Genomic DNA, 17,002 nt, shown 5'->3' with positions numbered 1-17,002 from the left:
CGGCTTTCAGTGCACCAACCCCAGCACAGCCGCGTCCCGCGCAAGGCAGCTCAACGAAACACGCTCAGCGCAGCCGGCGGCCGTGCTCGCGCATCCAGCGGCCCGTGCGGCGCTGTTCCACGATCACCATCACGATGCCCAGCAGCCAGAACGGCACCTGCACGGCGAACGCCACGCGGAAGGCACCCAGCGAGTAGTGCTCCGGCGACCCCGCGCCCTGGAGATCGAGCACCAGGCCGATCAGCAGGATGACCAGCAGGGAGGCGGTGAACCCCGCCGTGTTGACGAGCCCGGTTGCGAAACCGGAGAGGCTCCGCGGCGTGTGCGAGCGCGCCACCTCGAACGCGATCATCGAAGCGGGCCCGCCGAGCGGCATCACAACGAGGAGCACCACAAGGAGCCACATGGGCGGTGTTCCCGGCCAGACGAGTACGGCGATCCACGCGGACGCGATCCCGATCGAGATGCCGAGGTTGACCCAGACGCGGCGCTCGAGGAAGCGGGAGCTGATGGGTCCGAGCACGAGGCCCGCGAGCATCGAAGAGACCACCATGAAGCTCAACATGCCGCCGGCGGCAGGCTGCGAAAGTCCCACACCACCGACGAGAAAGGGGGTGCCCCAGAGCAGCAGGAACACGTTCATCGCGAACGGCGAGGTGAAATGCACCCAGTACGCAAGGCGCACCCCAGGCAGGCGGAGGAGGCGGCGAGCCTGTGTCCAGAATCGCAGCCCGCGCACGCGCGGCTCCTTGATCACCGGGAGCATCTCCGTGCTCGGCGGGGCCATCTCGACCGCCCCACCCTGGTTCAGTCCACCGAGTCCACGGGCGTTACGTGTGAGCTTGCTCGTGCGCCCCGTGAGACGTTCCGCGAAGGTGCCGTCCCCCGGCCGATTGCGCAGCACGAGCGCCGCAAGCAGCGCGGAGAGCAGGCCCACCGCGGCGAGCCCGAGGAAGCCCGTCATCCAGCCCGCAACGCTCACGAGCAACGCAAGTGGCGCAACCGAGACGAGCTGCCCGGCCTGGCCAATGAGGCCCGTGAGCTGGCTGACTGTGGGGAGCTGTCGTGGTGCGAACCACTCGGGCAGAATTCGCATCACGCTGATGAATGTGCAGGCATCGCCCGCGCCCACGAGCACGCGCGCGAGGATCGCAAGGCTCACGTCAGAGACCGTGGCCATCAACGCTTGCCCCACCACCATGAGCAGCGAGCCGACGAGCAGCATTGATGTTGCGCCCATCCGATCGAGCAGCACGCCGACCGGAATCTGCAGCCCCGCGTACACGATGAGCTGAATCATCGGGAAGAACGCGAGCGTCGTCGCGTCGATACCGAAGTGGTCTTGCGCGGCCGGCCCGAGCGCCGAGAGCGAGGAACGGTTGATGATGGCCACGGCGTAGAGCAGGGCGGCCATTCCCCACACCACCCAGGGGAGGAATGGTCGTGCGGCGCGCATGCTCACCATGCTACTCCTGCGGGCCAGCACGGCTGGGGCACGGCGCGGCGCGGAGCTCAGTGGCGCCGCACCGCCGCCGTGCTACGCGCGTTCGGGGAGCGGCGGGCCGTCCGGGAAGTCGCTGCGAGTGAGGTCGAGGAACAGCGCGTCCTCAAGGTGGCCACCGGGGCGCACCTGGTAGTCGCGCAGCACGCCAATGCGCTGGAAGCCCATTCGCTCGTAGGCGCGGATGGCGCCGCCGTTGTTGACATTGGGATCGAGCGTGATGCGGCTGATGCCGTCAGCGAACTCCGCGCGGATTGCGAGGGCGAGTGCTTCCTCCCCAACGCGGCGGCCGCGGAAGCGCGTGCCGATGAAGAGGTGCATCACGGTGGTCGGGTACTCCGCATCGGCGCCACGGAGCACGTACATCGCTCCCGCGCACTCCCCCGCAACCTCGATGATGCGCACGTTCGCGGAGTCCTCGATGAACTCGGCCTGCACGCGCTCCGGGGTGTACCCAACCCACCACACCGACACCTCAGGTTCGCTCAAGATCGCTACCAGAGGCGCCTGGTCCTCTGCGCGGGGGGCGCGGAGCGTCACCAGGGGGCCAACGAGGGGCAAAGCTGTTTCAGTCATGGCTTCAGCGTAGTGCGCAGACGACACAGCCGAGCAGACCAATTTGGCCCCGCACACGCAGTCCACTTCCGAGGAAATGGATGCGGACGCGGGGCCACAGTGGCGCTGCGGGGCGAGGCACACCCGCCTGCGAATTACTGACCGAGCGCGGCCAGGCGGGACTCTTCGTCCATACGAATGCACGACTCGATCACTGCGTCGAGCGCACCGTTCATCACCTGATCGAGGTTGTACGCCTTGAAGCCCGTGCGGTGATCCGCGATGCGGTTCTCCGGGAAGTTGTACGTGCGGATGCGCTCCGAGCGATCCATCGTGCGGATCTGGCTCGAGCGATGTGCGCTGGCCTCGGCTGCCGCTTCCTCCTGCTGGCGCGCAAGGATGCGGGCACGCAGCACGCGCATGCCGGCCTCACGGTTCTGCAGCTGGCTCTTCTCGTTCTGCATCGCGACCACGATGCCGGTCGGCAGGTGCGTGATGCGCACGGCGGAGTCGGTCGTGTTGACCGACTGCCCACCGGGGCCCGAGGAGCGGTAGACATCGATCTTGAGGTCGTTCTGGTGGATCTCGACCTCTTCGGGCTCGTCCACCTCGGGGTACACGAGCACACCGGTAGTCGACGTGTGAATGCGCCCCTGCGACTCGGTCACGGGCACGCGCTGCACACGGTGCACGCCGCCCTCGTACTTCAGGTGTGCCCAGGCGCCCTGCGACGGATCGCTCGGGTTCGCCTTGATGGCCACCTGCACGTTCTTGTAGCCGCCGAGATCACTCTCGTCTTTCTCGAGGATCTCGGTCTTCCACCCCTTCGACTCTGCGTAGTACATGTACATGCGCAACAGGTCAGCGCCGAAGAGCGCGGACTCCGCGCCGCCCTCGCCGCCCTTAATCTCAAGGATGACGTCGCGTGCGTCGTCGGGGTCGCGCGGAATCAGCAGGCGGCGCACCTTCTCCTGCGCCTCCGCCAGTCCCGCCTCAAGCTCCGGGATCTCCTCGGCGAATGCCTCGTCTTCCTTCGCGAGCTCGCGCGCGGCCTCGAGGTCTTCCCCGAGCTGCACCCAGTGCTCGTGTGCGGCCTTGATCTTGCTGAGCTCGGCGTAGCGCCGGTTGACCTTCTTCGCGCGCGCGGCATCCGCGTGCAGCGCCGGATCGGCGAGCTCTTCCTGCAGCTGCTCGTGCTCAGCGAGCAGCCCCGTCACCTGTTCGAACATGATTCCTCCGGGTTTGTTCGTTCACGCATCCTGCGCCCGGCGATGAACGGCCGGAGCCGTGAGGCCCACCGGGGTGGGCCTCACGGCCAGCTCCGCGCGCGCAGGATGACGGGAACCCGTGATCAGTCGCGGAGCGCGCGGGGTGCTAGGAGAGCTTCCCGGTGCGCTGGATCTCTGCGAGCAGCGCGGCGTTCGAGGCGGTCTCGCGCATGCGCGACACCAGCTTCTTCTCGGCATCGTCGTCATCGTGCAGCGCGGCGCGGAGCGACTCGAGCACGCGCGCCTCGTCCTCGCTGAGGATCGCCGCGGTGCGGCTCGTCCGCGAGTCCGTGATGTCGACGGCCGCAGCGAGACCGGCGCGGGTCTTCTTGATGCGGATCTCGCTGTTCGCAACGCGACGTGCCTCGCGCAGCAGCGTCTCGTCGGCGGCGATCTTCGTGCCGCGGTGCACAGTCGCGAGGAGCGTCAGCGAGCCGCCGTTCTCCACGTTGCGTGCGCCTGCGAGCAGCTTCTTGATCTGGCCGAGCGCGAACTCGTCGAGCTCGTCGTGTGCGGGGCGTGCCTGCGCATGTTGCGCCTGTGCGTAGGCACGAGCGAAGCTGTTCAGCGAGTCGAGCAGCACGACCACATCGTGACCGAGCTCGAGCATGCGCTTAGCGCGCTCGATGGCCAGCTCAGCGATCGTCGCCTGGTCCTCGGCCGTACGATCGAAGGTCGCCGCGACGACCTCACCGCGAACGGTGCGCTCCAGGTGGGTAACGTCCTCCGGGTGAGCATCAGCGAGCACCACCATGAGGTGGGCGTCCGGGGTCGTTGCGCTCACGGACTCCGCAAGCTCGGTAACAATTGCGGTGCCGTCTGCGTGAGGCGGCAGCACGACGAGTGCTCGCTGCCCCAGGCCGAGGGGTGCAGCAAGATCGACCGAACGGCCGAGCAGCGCGTCACCCGCGCGCTCGAGGCGCAGGCGGGTCTCCGGGTACACCGGCGTGAGCTCAGCAACGTCGGCGCGCTTCTCGTTCTCCTCGAGCGTGCGCCCGTTGACCGAGTCGATCTTCACGATCGCGTTGTACTTCTGGCGGCTGCCGCTCTCGCCCTCGCGGGGCTGGCGAATCGCGCCCACCACTGCGTCACCGCGGCGGAGACCGTACTTCTTCACCTGGCCGAGCGAAACGTACACGTCGCTCGTGCCCGGCAGGTACCCGCTCGTGCGCACGAAGGCGTAGTTGTCAAGCACGTCAAGGATGCCCGCGATGGGCAGCAGGACGTCGTCCTCGGTGATCTCGAGCTCGAGCTCATCGCCCGCGCCCCGGCGCTTGCGATCGCGCTGACGCGTACGGCTCGAGCGTGCGCTCTGATCCGCGCCGTTCTTCGCCTGACCGCCGCGCTCGCCACCCTGGCCCTGCTGGTTCTGCTGGCCCTGGTTCTGGCCACGACCCTTGTTCGAGTCGTCACCCTCGGCGTGTGCCTCAGCCGAGTCGTTCTGCTCGGCGGACTCGCCCTTCTGACCACGGCCGCGGCCACGACGGTTGCGGCTCGGCTTCTCGCCTTCGGCCGTGTCGCCATCCTGATTCTCGGTCTTCGCCTCACTCGGTGCGGCGACGGTCTCAGCCTCGGCCGCGGGCGCCTCCGCCTCGGCCGCGTCCGCGGCGTTGCTCGCCTGTGCAGCAGCACGGCCACGGCCACGCTGAGCGGGAGCACGGGTCTCGGCAGCTGCCTCGGCCTCTCCTGCAGCGGAAGCGTCGCCGGCGGGAGCCTCGGTGGACTCCGCGGGGGCAGCGGTTTCGGTCTTGGCCCGACGGCTGCGCGTACGCTTCGCGGGTGCGGCCGGGGTCTCCTCCGCGGCGTCTGCGGCGGGAGCGTCAGCCGCGGGAGCCTCAGCAGCGGGAGCCTCGGCCTCGGCCGGCGCCTCCTCCGCCTTCTTGCGGCTGCGCGTCGCACGCTTCTTCGGCGCGGCCTCAGCCGGCGCTTCAGCCAGTGCGGCCTCAGCGGAGGGGGCCTCAGCCGCAGAAGTCTCGGCGGCGGGAGCCTCGGCCTCGGCCGGCGCCTCCTCCACCTTCTTGCGGCTGCGCGTCGCACGCTTCTTCGGCGCGGCCTCAGCCGGCGCCTCAGCCGGTGCCGCCTCAGCGGCGGGGGCCTCCGCAGCGGGGGAAGCCGCAGGAGCCTCGGTCGCCGTGACGGTAACCGCAGCGTCGCTCGTCGCGCCGGCCGCGGCGCTCACGCGTCGCGAAGCGCGACGCCGCGGCGCCGCGGTCTCCTCGGCTGCGGGAGCAGTGTTCTGGTCTTCTACGTTGGATTCCACGTTTCTTCCTTTCGGAACGCCGTGGGGTGTGCGCGAGCGCTCTGGCCCGCTCCCCCGCGGTGGTGCACCTCGAGGTGCGTCGGGATCACCGGACATGAGCGTCGCGGTGAGGAAAACAATCCACCACCGGGCCAGAACCGCTCACCAGCAACCGACCGTGTAAGTCAGCACCGAAATCGGCTCGGCCTCGGGCACCCGTACCACTCACGAAGAGAGCGCGGCTACGCGGGGATCGACTCCACTGTAGCACCCTTCGTGTCCACCGCGAGGAGCAGCACACGCCAATCCGGGTGACGCTCCGCGACGAGATCCGCCGCGGCAAGCCGCTCTGCGGGACCGCTGTTCAGCACGAGAATCGACGGCCCAGCACCGGAGACCACTGCGGGGAACCCGGCGTCACGCAGCTCCCGAATCAGGTCACGTGTGGCGGGCATCGCCTCGCCACGGTAGTCCTGGTGGAGGCGATCCTGCGTGGCTTCCATGAGCAGCTCGGGGCTCTGCGTGAGCGCGGCAATGAGCAGCGCGGAGCGCGACACATTGAACACGGCGTCCTCGTGCGGCACCTGCTTCGGCTGCAGGCTGCGCGCCAGCTCGGTGGACATCGTAAAGCTCGGCACCAGCACGAGCGGGGCGACCCCGCGGTGCACCATGAGTCGCTTGAACTTCGGCCCGTTCTCCGTCGACCATGCGATCGTGAGGCCGCCGAACAGCGCGGGCGCAACATTGTCCGGGTGCCCCTCAAGCTCGGTGGCGAACGCGAGCAGCTGCTCTTCCGTGAGTTCGAGCGGCGCGACGGGATCGCTCTCCAGGAGGCCCGCCGCGATCATCACGCCGGCGACAATTGCGGAGCCGGAGGATCCCATGCCGCGGCCGTGCGGAATGCGGTTCGTGGCTGAGACCTCGAGCCCGGGCAGTTCGCGCCCGAGCTGCTCAAAGACGTGCGCTGCGGAGCGCACCACAAGATTTGACGCATCTGTGGGAACTTCCCCCTCACCAACGCCAGAGACGTGCACCGTGGCGCCGGGCGCGTCGCGAGTCACCGCGGTCAGCTCATCGCCGTACGCGAGTGCGATCCCGAGCGTGTCGAAACCGGGCCCGAGGTTCGCGCTCGTTGCCGGGACGCGGACGCGAACAGCGCGCTGCGCTCCCCCGCTCACGCGTTGCCCTCGAGACGCAGCACGCTCGTCACGCCGAGCACCATGTCGGAGCCCCGGAGCGCCTCTACCATCGCGGCGAGATCGGCCTCGCGCGCAACGTGGGTGCCGATGACGAGCGCGGCGCGATCGTCCTGACCCTCGACACCGGTCTGCTCAACGCTCGCGGCCGAAACACCGTGCTCCGCGAGGATACCGGCGATCCCGGCGAGCACGCCGGGCTGATCGCGCACCTCGAGCATCACCTGGTAGGCCGTGTTCACCTCACCGACGGGCAAGAGCGGCAGCTCTGCGTGGAGCGATCCCGGGATGCCGGGGCCGCCCACCACGTGGCGACGCGCGGCCGACACAAGATCACCGAGCACCGCGGAGGCGGTCTCGGCGCCACCGGCACCGGCGCCGTAGAACATGAGCTCGCCCGCGGCCTCAGCCTCGACGAACACCGCGTTCTTCCCCCCGTGCACCGCGGCAAGGGGGTGATCGCGGCGGATCAGCGCGGGGTACACGCGCGCGGAGACGCCGTCGACGCCCGCGGATGAGGTGATGCGCTCGGCGATGGCAAGCAGCTTGATCACGTAGCCGGCGTGCTTCGCCGCTTCGATCTGCTCGAGCGTGATGTTCGCGATGCCTTCGCGGTGCACGGCGTCGACCGGCACCTCGGTGTGGAAAGCCATGCTGGCGAGGATCGTTGCTTTCTGCGCGGCGTCGTAGCCCTCAACATCGAGCGTGGGATCCGCCTCGAGATAGCCGAGCTCGCTGGCAACGCGCATCGCGTCTTCCGAGCTATCACCAAAGCGGTCCATGCGATCGAGGATGTAGTTCGTCGAACCGTTGACGATGCCAAGCACGCGGGTCACGTGATCACCGGCGAGGCTCTCACGGAGCGGTCGCAGGATCGGGATCGCTGCCGCCACTGCCGCCTCGTACGACAGCTGTGCGCCAACCTGCTCGGCGGCGTCAGAGAGCTCGCGGCCGTGCGCGGCGATGAGCGCCTTATTGGCGGTCACCACGTCGGCGCCGCCCTGCAGCGCCTGCATGATGAGGGTCTTTGCGGGCTCGATGCCACCCATCAGCTCGATGACGATGTCGGCGCCCTGCACGAGCCGCTCGGCGTCGGTGGTGAACAGTTCCTGCGGCAGCTCGACGTCGCGCTTCGCGTTCACGTCGCGCACCGCGATCCCGCTGAGCGTCAGCCGCGCCCCGATGCGCGCAGCCAGCTCCTCACCGTGCTCGAGGATCAGGCGGGCCGTCTGTGCGCCCACCGAGCCGCAGCCCAGTAGCGCAACGCGCAGGTCACGGTATCCGTTCACTTGGTTGCTCCGTTCGTATCGGGGGTGTCGTGTGTTTCGCTGATCACGCTCATCGCGAGCAGCTGGTCTTCGGTTTCGCCGCGCACAATGAGGCGGGCCTCGCCATCGCGCAGCGCGACGACGGGCGGGCGCGGCACGTAGTTGTAGTTGCTGGAGAGTGACCAGCAGTACGCGCCAGTCGCAGCGACGGCGAGCGTGTCGCCGGGGCGTACGTCGCCCGGCAGTTCGTCGCGCTGCACGACGATGTCGCCGGACTCGCAGTGCTTCCCCACCACGCGCACGAGGGCCGGCTCGGCCTCGCTCACGCGGTTGGCGATGCGCACCTGGTAGTCAGCGCCGTAGAGGGCCGGGCGCGCGTTGTCGCTCATCCCCCCGTCAACGCTGACGTACAGGCGCTCCGCGTAGCCGAGGTCGGCCGGGTCCGCCGCGACGTTGCTGCCCGCAAGCTGCACGGACTTCGTGGTGCCAACGGTGTAGAGGGTCACACCGGCCTGGCCGATGATCGAGCGGCCGGGCTCAAACGCGAGGTGCGGCAGCGGCACGCCCAGCTCGCTCGCGGTCTCCGCGACAATGTCGGCGAGTTCTCGGGCCACGTCCGCAACGGCCGGCTCCTCGTCTGCCGCGGCGCTCGTGTACGCGATACCAAACCCTCCGCCGAGGTTCAGCTCGGGGATGGGGCGGCCAGTGATCGCGGCGAGCTCCGGGTAGGCGCCCAACAGGCGGCGCGCAGACTCGCGGAAGCCGCTGGTCGCGAAGATCTGCGAGCCGATGTGGCAGTGCAGGCCAACGAACAACAGGTTGTCGTGGCGCAGGATGTCGCGCACGAGGCGCGGGGCTTCGCTGAGCGGCTGGCCGAACTTTTGGTCCTCGTGCGAGGTCGCGAGGAAGTCGTGCGTGGAGGCGTGCACCCCACTGTTCACGCGCAGGCGCACGCGCTGGCGAATCCCCGCACGCGCTGCGGCCTGAGCGACGCGCTCGGTCTCGAACTCGCTGTCCAGGATGATCGTGCCCACCCCGGCAGCTACCGCGCGCTCAATCTCCTGCACGGACTTGTTGTTTCCGTGGAAGCCGATACGCGCGGGGTCAACACCTGCGGCGAGCGCAACGGCGAGTTCCCCGCCGCTCGCAACGTCGATCGCGAGGCCCTCTTCGGCCATCCAGCGCGCCACCTCGATGCAGAGGAACGCCTTCGTGGCGTAGTACACGGTGGCGGAGGTACCGATGCGCTCGGCTTCGGACTGCAGGGCACTGCGCACCTCGATGGCGCGTGCGCGGGCGGCGTTCTCGTCGACCACGTAGAGCGGGGAGCCAAACTGCTCCGTGAGCGCGGTGGCGCGAATGCCGTTCAGCTTGAGTTCGCCGCAGTTCCGGCCGCGGCGCGCGGTCGGCGGAAAGACGCGTGGGTCGATCGCGTTGGACGTGTCCGTGCGGGTCGCCTGGGTCATGGTGTGCTCCTGGGGTGTGAATCGTGTCGTCAACGCTCGCGGGTCGCAACGGGCGACCGATGGCGAGCGGACCCGGATTGGCCCCTGAAGCCGTGCGAACGGAGCCGGAGCTCAGAACGGACCCGTCTAGCTTAGCGTGCTGCGCATGCCGAATCGGGAGTGTTACAGGGGTGCCGCGCGGGTGGGTCTGTACCGCGCGGTGACGCAGTGCGGCCCCGGACTTCTGCCCGGGGCCGCACGCTGAGTGCGAACGTCGTCAGCGCCGCACGGCGAACGGAGAGAGGTCGAGCGGGCGCTCGCCCACGGTAGGGGTCTCCCCCGCGACAAGTTGCGCGACGACCTCACCAGTGATGGGACCGAGCGAGAGCCCGTGCATGTTGTGCCCCGCCGCGACGATGATCTCCGGGCGGCCCGGCACGGGGCCGAGCAGCGGCATGCCGTCCGAGGTCATGGGGCGGGCGCCCACCCACTCGTCCGTGCGGCCGGCCCAGTCGGCCCCGGTGATGAGGCCGCGGGCGGCGCGGGTGAGCACGTCGAAGCGATCCCGATTCAGTTGTTCTGGCTTCCCGTCGAACTCCATCATGCCGACGACGCGCAGTCGATCGTGCATCGGGATGACCACACAGTGCCGATCCATCGAATGAATGAGCGTGCTCGGCATGCGCTCGACGGGCACGGTGTAGCTGTACCCCTTTCCTGACACCACGCATGCGGAGCGGATACCGGAGCGGCGCAGGATCGGGGTCGTCCAGGCTCCCGCCGCGACGAGCACGCGGTCTCCCGTCACCGTCGTCTCGCCACCTGCGGCGTCACGGCAGATGACGCTGGCCCCTGATCCCAATCGAAGCGCGGTGAGCCCCGTGCGCACCGTGACGCCGGCCGCTTCCAGGTGGGCAATGAGGCTCGCCACGAATGTGACCGGGTCGAGTGAGAGCTCCCCGGGCAGCAGGAAGCCGCCGTCGATGGCGGGATCGAGCACGGGTTCCTGCGCGTGCAGCGCCGCGCCGCGGAGCACGGGCCCTGGGGCCTCGCCCCACCCGCGCGAGGCGCGCGCCGCATAGTTCGCGTGTGCTGCGCGGAGGTCCACCTCGTCGGAGCACGTCATGAGGTACCCCATCCCGCCGCCGGAGGTGTCGATCCCCGCGGCAGCGAAGCGGTGCAGCGCGGGCAACAGTTCGTCAGCGAACTGTGCGAGCGCGGCAGCACCGCGGGCGGCGGGTGCCCGCATCGAAGCGCGGAGAAAGCCCAGCCCGAAGCCAGCGAGCTTGGGCAGGCTCGGGATCGCGATCGACAGGTACGACGAGCGAGTGAAGAGGCCGGTGAAGATGTCGCGCGCGGTGTTCGGGGATGCGAGCGGTGCGACCTGCTGCGGGGTGAGCTCCCCGGCATTGCCGGTTGCGGCCCCCGCTCCGAGGTGGTCGCGCTCCACGATGGTGACGCGGTGGCCGCCCCGCACGAGCGCGAATGCAGAGCACAGGCCGATGAGCCCGCCGCCGACGATAACGATGTGCTGCTGGGTCATTGCTGGTGAACTCCTTTGTTCGTTGCGGCCAGGATAGCCGTGGGAAGCCCGCGTTCGGCAGCAGCGCCGAGCGCGCGGATCGTTTCGAGCGCCGCGGATGTCTCAAATCCTGAGGTGCACACGGCGATCACGGTGGGGGTGTCTTCACCGTTGCGGGTAAACCAGGCGACGTCATGGCGAAGGCCCGTCACCCAGCCGCTCTTGGATCCCCACTCGCGCACATCGGCGAAGCCGTCTGCGAGCACCGGGAAGCGCTGCGCACGGAGATGGCGCTGCAGCCGAGCTGCGGAGTCGGGGCTGAGTAGGGTGCCCGCGATGATCTCACGCATCGTCGCGGCAAGATCCGAGGCGCTCGCTTCGTGGGTGTCGCCACGCTCGCGCGCCGCGTAGTCACCGATGAGCCGCGTCATGCGCGCGGTCGGGGCGCCCGCTGCACCAAATGCCGCGGTGACCGCCGCAAGACCCACGCGCTGCGCCAGCATGTTTGTGCCCTCGTTCGCCGAGACTTCGATCATGCGGGCGAGGCACACAGCGAGCGATACCTGGCGCCCCTCAGGCGGGAAGCCCGCGTCGATCTCGTCGGGTGTGAATCCGAAGCTCCCCGCGCCGGCGACCGCGCTCGCGAAATGGTGCTGGCTCACCACCTGTTCGTCGAGGTCGAGTGCGCCATGGTCGACCGCCCGAAGCACCGCGAGCGCGAGCCCCAGCTTGATCGTGCTCGCCGCGTAGAACACGCGCTGAGAGCCACGCGCTGCAAGCTGCTCGCCCCCGGCGGCCAGCACCGCGAACGTCGCGATGGGCGCGGTGTCGTGGGTGCCCGCCACGGATGAATCCGTGGGCACGGCCTGGTCTCGAGCGAGGTCGGGGCACAGCAGCGCGCAGATGGCGGCGGCAGCGGCAGCGGCGTCCGCCGCCGAGAACGCGCGCGTGACGACCGCTACGCGACGCACCCCCGATCCCGTGCGGATCCGTGCCGCGTGGAACCGCAGGCCGCCACGACCGCCCCACACCTCGCGCTCAACCGCGCCGTCACGGAGCGCGGAGCGGATCGGCCCCTCAGCAGCCCCAGGGACCTGGGCTCCCCACGCCGCGTCGCGCTCGAGCCAATCGGCAATACTCGCCGCGGTCACCGGGTGCCGCGCAGCTGGGTCAGGCCGCTCCGGAAAACCATCGCCCGCGAACGGTGCCGCAGCACGAAACCCGACGGCGCGGGCGCTCCCGTCTCCTGCGTCCGCCTCCACAACCAGCTGCCAGGCAAGCACGGGGATCCCGTCGGAGTAGGCGCCGTGCTCCCCCGAATCGGGCCGCTCACTAAACAATGTCGAGCCTTGGCGAAGCACCCTCGGCGACAAGTCGACCGCGCGCGCCCAGCGGTACGCAGTCGACACCGTAGCCGTGGCCGAACGGCAGCCCCCACAGCAGCGGTACCCCGAGCGGCGCGAGCATCTCCTCGGCGATCGCGTGAATCTCCTGCAGCGGGCCACACTTCACCCAGGTGCCCAGTCCGATGCCGCGCGCCCCCTCGAAATAGCCAGAGCGGAGCAGGGTCAGGAGGAAGCCATCGATTCGATACGGATCCTCCGTGACGTCCTCAAGCAGCACAATGCGACCGTCTGCCCGCACCCGGTCGCGGGGATGCGCACCCGCGGTCATGACAAGCAGGCTGAGGTTTCCCCCAGCAATGCGACCCTCTGCGGTGCCCGGCACGATGGGGTCGACCCCCGGCCCGGTGAGCACCCGACCAGCAATCGGGTTGAACAGCGCGCGCTTCAGCGCAGCAACGTTTCCCGGATCCCCCATCAGATCTCCCGTACCCAGCATCGGCGCAAAGAGCGTGACCACGTTGAGCTCGTGCTCCCAGAACTCGTGGATCGCCGTGATGTCCGAAGATCCGATGAGCAGTTTCGGCCGAGCGGTGCGCAATTCAGCAGGATCGAGCAGATCGAGGATCCGCGCGGCCCCGTACCCGCCGCGCATGCAGAACACCGCAGCGAGCGAATCGTCGAGCCAGGCGCGACGCAGGTCTTCCGCCCGGTCGCGGTCCTCTCCCGCAAGGTAGCTTCCCGCGCGCGGGTGCGTGTCGAGCACGTGGTCGCCCACCACGGGCACGAGGCCCCACGATTCGAGCAGCGCGACCGCTTCGCGCAATCGTTTCTTGGGCACCGCACTGGAGGGCGAGACGAGGCCCACGCGATCGCCCGGGCGCACGGGCTCCGGGCTGAGCGCGAGCGACGACGTTGAAGGAACGGGAGTGCTAAGCGACATGGGTGTTCTCTTTCGTGTTCACTTTCGTGTTCTCGTGCGTGCGGGCGGGCTCGGCGCCGGTGTCTCGCAGCTGCCGCGATGGCACCACCGAGAGGAGTCGACGGGTGTACTCGTGTTGGGGATCAAGCAAGACCTGCTCGACCGTGCCGTGTTCGACGATCTCGCCGCGATACATCACCGCGACCCGGTCCGCGATGTTCCAGGCAAGGCCCAGGTCGTGCGTAATCACGAGCGCCCCGAGGCCGAGCTCGCACCGCAGCCGCAGTAGGAGCGACAGCACGCCCGCACGCACAGAGGCGTCGAGGCTGGCAACCGGCTCATCGGCGACCAGGAACTCGGGGCCGAGCGCGAGTGCGCCCGCGATCACCACGCGCTGACGCTGGCCGCCGGAAAGCTCCTGCGGGATCGCTTCGAAGAACTGCTCGGGCGGCGTGAGCTCAGCGTCAGCGAGTGCTCGGGCCACCCGCTCACGCTCGTCGCCCGGCAGCCGGTGCAGTCGCGGCCCCTCAGCCACAGCCTCATAGACCGTGTGCTTCGGGTTGAGCGCCGCGGAGGGATCCTGCAACACAAATTGCACACGACGTCGGTACTCCTTGAGATCGCGTCGGCGGGTCGAAAGCGGCGCACCGCGGTAGTTCAGCTCACCCGAGCTGGGCTCCTGCAGCCCGAGCACGGTACGCGCGAGCGTGGTTTTCCCGGAGCCTGACTGCCCCACGAGGGCGATAATCTCCCCCGGACGGCAGGTAAGGTCGACGTCCTTCACAGCGGCGTGCGCACGCTCACCACGACCGAACACCACGTTCAACCCGCGCGCCGAGATCACCGCGTCCTCCAGCGAGAGCACGCTCGTTGGCGTCGCGGAGATGGCCGTCGGCTCCGGACGCGGGCGGGAGCCCGGACCGTCGGGCCCCGGCGCGTCTGGTGCCGTGTAGCCGGGCAGCGACAAACGCGAGGCCCAATCACCGATGGTGGGGAATGCTGCGGCAAGCGCCTGCGTGTGCGGGTGACGCGGCGCTCCCATCACCTCGGCAGACGGCCCCTCCTCAACGATCTGGCCGTGCTGCATGACCACGATCCGCTCGCAGGTTGATGCGAGCACCGAGAGGTCGTGGCTGATCATGAGGAGCGTCAGCCCACGCTCGCGCACCATTGCGCGCAGCAGTTTCAGGATCTGGTCCTGCACAATCACGTCGAGGGCGGTGGTCGGCTCGTCGGCGATGATGATCTCCGGTTCGCAGGCGAGCGCCATCGCGATCATGACGCGCTGCTTCTGGCCGCCCGAGAGTTCGTGCGGATAGCTCGCGGCTTTACCAGCGGGAAGGTCGACCTGACCGAGCAGCTCGGCGACACGAGCGCGCCGCCGATCCGCGTCACGGTACTGCGCTCGATCGCCGCTCGCGTGGAGGCGCAGCGCTTCGCCGATCTGGTCGCCGATGCGCTGCACCGGGTTCAGGGAGTGCATTGCGCCCTGGAACACGATCGCGGCCTCCGTCCAGCGCACGGCGCGCAGGCGACCCCAGCGCATATCCGCGATCGATTCGTCTCCGAGCAGGATGCGGCCCTCGATCTTCGCGTTCGCGGGGAGGAGGCGCAGCACGCTCATGGCGAGCGTTGATTTCCCGCACCCGGACTCTCCAGCGAGGCCAACCGTGTCGCCCGCGGCGAGCGTGAGGCTCACTCCGCGGACGGCCTCGACGGTGCCGCGACCGCGGCCATCGTGCGTGCGGTAACTGATTCGAACATTGTCAAAAACAAGCTGGGGCATCATCGACCTCGCAGTGTGGGGTTGATCACGGACTCGAACGCGCGGCCAACGAGCGTGAACGCGAGCACCACGACAGCGATCGCGATACCGGGTGGCAGCACGTACCACCAGTAGCCGCCGGTCGCGGCCCCGGTGTCGAGCGAGAGCTTCAGCATCGAGCCCCAGGAGATGGTGCTGGGGTCGCCGAGGCCGAGGAAGGACAGAGTCGACTCCGAGATAATCGCGGAGCCAACCGTCAGCGTGGTGTTCGCGAGCACGAGCGGGAGCACCGCGGGCAGTACGTGGCGCACGAGCACATGCCCGTCACCCGCGCCGAGTGCCCAGGCGCGCTCGATGTATCCGCGCGACTCGACGGTGAGGGTCTGCGCCCGCACGAGGCGCGACGTCGAGGCCCAGGACGTCACTCCGATCGCGATGATGATCGTCACGACGCCAGGACCGAGCACACTGGAGAGCACAATGGCGAGCACCAGTGAAGGCACCACGAGGAAGAAGTCGATCACCCGAAGCAGGATCGCCTGGGTCGCCCCGCGGAAGTGGCCTGCCGCCATGCCCACCGCGGTCCCGATGACCATCGATACGAGCGTCGCGGCGAAGCCGACGAGCAAGGATGCCCGTGCACCCCACACCAGCAGCGCGAGCACACTGCGCCCCTGCGGGTCGGTGCCGAGCGGCAGCTCCCAGCTGGGTGGCTGGTTGGGCAGCGTGGTGAGCCGCGTCACGTCAAGCGTCACTGCGGGAAACAGGAGCGGTGCGGCGAGCGCGAGGCCCACCACAATCGCGAGCAGCACGAGGCCGATCATGCCGGAGCGCTGAGCGCGAAACTCGCGCCAGACTTCGGCCGCACGAGCGCGGCGGCGAGCGGCGGCAACGCCGCGGGCGGTGAGGGTCGGAGTACTCATGCGGTGCGCAACCTCGGGTCGAGCGATCGATACAGCAGATCGGCAATGAAGTTCATCAGAATCACGATCGCGGAGAACACGACGAAGGTGCCCTGCAGAACGGGGAAGTCAGGAGCCCGGAGCGCTTGGAAGGTGAGGTAGCCGAGGCCCGGCCACGAGTACACGGCCTCAACAGTCACGGCACCACCGATCAGCCCGCCCAGGGCGAGAAACACCAGTGTGACGGTGGGCAGCAGCGCATTCGGGATCGCGTGGCGGCGACGCACCCCGCTCTCGTGCAGGCCCTTCGCGCGGGCCGTGGTGAGGTAGTCGGAGCTCATCTCCTCGAGCAGCGACGCCCGCATCACCAACAGATACTGCGCATACACGACCGCAGCGAGAGTGAGCACGGGGAGCACCATGTGGTGGGCAACATCGAGCACGTATGCGAGCCCCGTGTGCTGCGCACCGACAGTCACCATGCCCCCGGTGGGAAACCAGTGCAGCGTGCCGGCGAAGACCAGCAGGAGCAGCAGTCCGAGCCAGAACGTTGGCACCGACCAGAGCGTCAGCGCGATGCCGGTCTGGCTGCGATCGAAGAACGAGTCGCGGCGCCACGCTGCGCGCTGTCCGAGCCAGAGTCCCAGCACCAGCGAAAGCAGAAACGCGGTTCCGGTAAGGAGCAGGGTGGGCACGATGCGCTCACCGATCAGTTCGAGCACCGGCTGGTTGTAGGTGTACGAGTAGCCCAGGTCGCCACTGAACAGATTGGTGAGGTATCGCCAGAACTGCGACATGAGCGGCTGATCAAGCCCCATCTCGACGCGCATCGCCTCGAGCTGTTCGGGGCTTACCCGGCGGCCCTGGGCGAGCGAACGCACCGGGTCGCCAGGCAGGATGCGGAACGCGAAGAAGCCGAGCACAACGACCATGAGGAGCGACACCAGCGCCCCTGCTGCCTTTGTCCCAGCAAAACGCCACCAGCTGCCGCTGCGGCGCGGCTCATCGGGGTCGGGCCCCGACGCCCCGGCGGGGCCCGGGTGGGCCCCGCCGGTCAGTACGACGTCGGTCATCAG

Annotated in this window: 13 protein-coding genes; all 13 read right to left on the bottom strand. The window is 68.9% G+C overall.

Annotated features, from left to right (window positions below; translation table 11 throughout):
• Nucleotides 1–64: 64 nt before the first annotated feature.
• Nucleotides 65–1,456 (bottom strand): MFS transporter, encoded by a 1,392-nt coding sequence (locus tag D3226_RS07765; RefSeq protein ID WP_202381928.1) that lies wholly within the window; start codon nt 1,454–1,456, stop codon nt 65–67.
• An 81-nt stretch (nt 1,457–1,537) separates the two neighbouring features.
• On the bottom strand, nt 1,538–2,077 hold the full coding sequence (locus tag D3226_RS07760) for a GNAT family N-acetyltransferase (RefSeq protein ID WP_202381926.1): 540 nt from the start codon (nt 2,075–2,077) through the stop codon (nt 1,538–1,540).
• 134 nt (nt 2,078–2,211) lie between these two features.
• Nucleotides 2,212–3,285, bottom strand: coding sequence for a peptide chain release factor 1 (prfA, locus tag D3226_RS07755; protein ID WP_202381924.1), 1,074 nt, complete (start codon nt 3,283–3,285; stop codon nt 2,212–2,214).
• Nucleotides 3,286–3,430: 145 nt separating this feature from the next.
• Nucleotides 3,431–5,584 (bottom strand): hypothetical protein, encoded by a 2,154-nt coding sequence (locus D3226_RS07750; RefSeq protein WP_337248934.1) that lies wholly within the window; start codon nt 5,582–5,584, stop codon nt 3,431–3,433.
• Nucleotides 5,585–5,805: 221 nt separating this feature from the next.
• On the bottom strand, nt 5,806–6,741 hold the full coding sequence (gene thrB, locus D3226_RS07745) for a homoserine kinase (RefSeq protein ID WP_202381920.1): 936 nt from the start codon (nt 6,739–6,741) through the stop codon (nt 5,806–5,808).
• On the bottom strand, nt 6,738–8,048 hold the full coding sequence (locus D3226_RS07740; protein ID WP_202381918.1) for a homoserine dehydrogenase: 1,311 nt from the start codon (nt 8,046–8,048) through the stop codon (nt 6,738–6,740). The genes thrB and D3226_RS07740 overlap by 4 nt, the downstream gene beginning before the upstream one ends.
• Entirely contained in the window at nt 8,045–9,493 is a 1,449-nt protein-coding gene (lysA, locus tag D3226_RS07735; RefSeq protein ID WP_202381916.1) for a diaminopimelate decarboxylase, read from the bottom strand. The genes D3226_RS07740 and lysA overlap by 4 nt, the downstream gene beginning before the upstream one ends.
• 256 nt (nt 9,494–9,749) lie before the next feature.
• Nucleotides 9,750–11,015 carry an NAD(P)/FAD-dependent oxidoreductase gene (locus D3226_RS07730; protein WP_202381914.1) on the bottom strand — a complete coding sequence of 422 codons (1,266 nt, stop codon included), beginning with the start codon at nt 11,013–11,015 and terminating at the stop codon, nt 9,750–9,752.
• Nucleotides 11,012–12,334 (bottom strand): serine hydrolase, encoded by a 1,323-nt coding sequence (locus D3226_RS07725; RefSeq protein WP_202381913.1) that lies wholly within the window; start codon nt 12,332–12,334, stop codon nt 11,012–11,014. Before D3226_RS07725 ends, D3226_RS07730 begins: the two co-directional genes overlap by 4 nt.
• Nucleotides 12,327–13,280: a S66 peptidase family protein gene (locus D3226_RS07720; RefSeq protein WP_202381911.1), complete on the bottom strand. Its 954-nt coding sequence runs from the start codon at nt 13,278–13,280 to the stop codon at nt 12,327–12,329. Before D3226_RS07720 ends, D3226_RS07725 begins: the two co-directional genes overlap by 8 nt.
• Nucleotides 13,270–15,048, bottom strand: coding sequence for a nickel ABC transporter ATP-binding protein NikE (gene nikE / locus D3226_RS07715; RefSeq protein ID WP_237462570.1), 1,779 nt, complete (start codon nt 15,046–15,048; stop codon nt 13,270–13,272). The genes D3226_RS07720 and nikE overlap by 11 nt, the downstream gene beginning before the upstream one ends.
• Nucleotides 15,045–15,947 (bottom strand): ABC transporter permease, encoded by a 903-nt coding sequence (locus D3226_RS07710; protein ID WP_202381909.1) that lies wholly within the window; start codon nt 15,945–15,947, stop codon nt 15,045–15,047. The genes nikE and D3226_RS07710 overlap by 4 nt, the downstream gene beginning before the upstream one ends.
• Nucleotides 15,944–16,999, bottom strand: coding sequence for an ABC transporter permease (locus tag D3226_RS07705; RefSeq protein ID WP_202381907.1), 1,056 nt, complete (start codon nt 16,997–16,999; stop codon nt 15,944–15,946). Before D3226_RS07705 ends, D3226_RS07710 begins: the two co-directional genes overlap by 4 nt.
• Nucleotides 17,000–17,002 lie beyond the last annotated feature (3 nt).

The sequence above is a fragment of the Leucobacter chromiireducens subsp. chromiireducens genome, assembly GCF_016758255.1.
Classification (GTDB): Bacteria; Actinomycetota; Actinomycetes; order Actinomycetales; family Microbacteriaceae; genus Leucobacter; species Leucobacter chromiireducens.
Note: the sequence above shows the minus strand (reverse complement) of the source record. Positions and strands in the feature narration are given on the sequence as shown.

Coding starts and splice junctions, on each gene's coding strand:
- D3226_RS07705 (WP_202381907.1), bottom strand. CDS start 16,999: ATGACCGACGTCGTACTGACCGGCGGGGCCCACCCGGGCCCCGCCGGG.
- nikE (WP_237462570.1), bottom strand. CDS start 15,048: ATGATGCCCCAGCTTGTTTTTGACAATGTTCGAATCAGTTACCGCACG.
- D3226_RS07760 (WP_202381926.1), bottom strand. CDS start 2,077: ATGACTGAAACAGCTTTGCCCCTCGTTGGCCCCCTGGTGACGCTCCGC.
- D3226_RS07720 (WP_202381911.1), bottom strand. CDS start 13,280: ATGTCGCTTAGCACTCCCGTTCCTTCAACGTCGTCGCTCGCGCTCAGC.
- D3226_RS07765 (WP_202381928.1), bottom strand. CDS start 1,456: ATGCGCGCCGCACGACCATTCCTCCCCTGGGTGGTGTGGGGAATGGCC.
- D3226_RS07730 (WP_202381914.1), bottom strand. CDS start 11,015: ATGACCCAGCAGCACATCGTTATCGTCGGCGGCGGGCTCATCGGCCTG.
- lysA (WP_202381916.1), bottom strand. CDS start 9,493: ATGACCCAGGCGACCCGCACGGACACGTCCAACGCGATCGACCCACGC.
- prfA (WP_202381924.1), bottom strand. CDS start 3,285: ATGTTCGAACAGGTGACGGGGCTGCTCGCTGAGCACGAGCAGCTGCAG.
- D3226_RS07710 (WP_202381909.1), bottom strand. CDS start 15,947: ATGAGTACTCCGACCCTCACCGCCCGCGGCGTTGCCGCCGCTCGCCGC.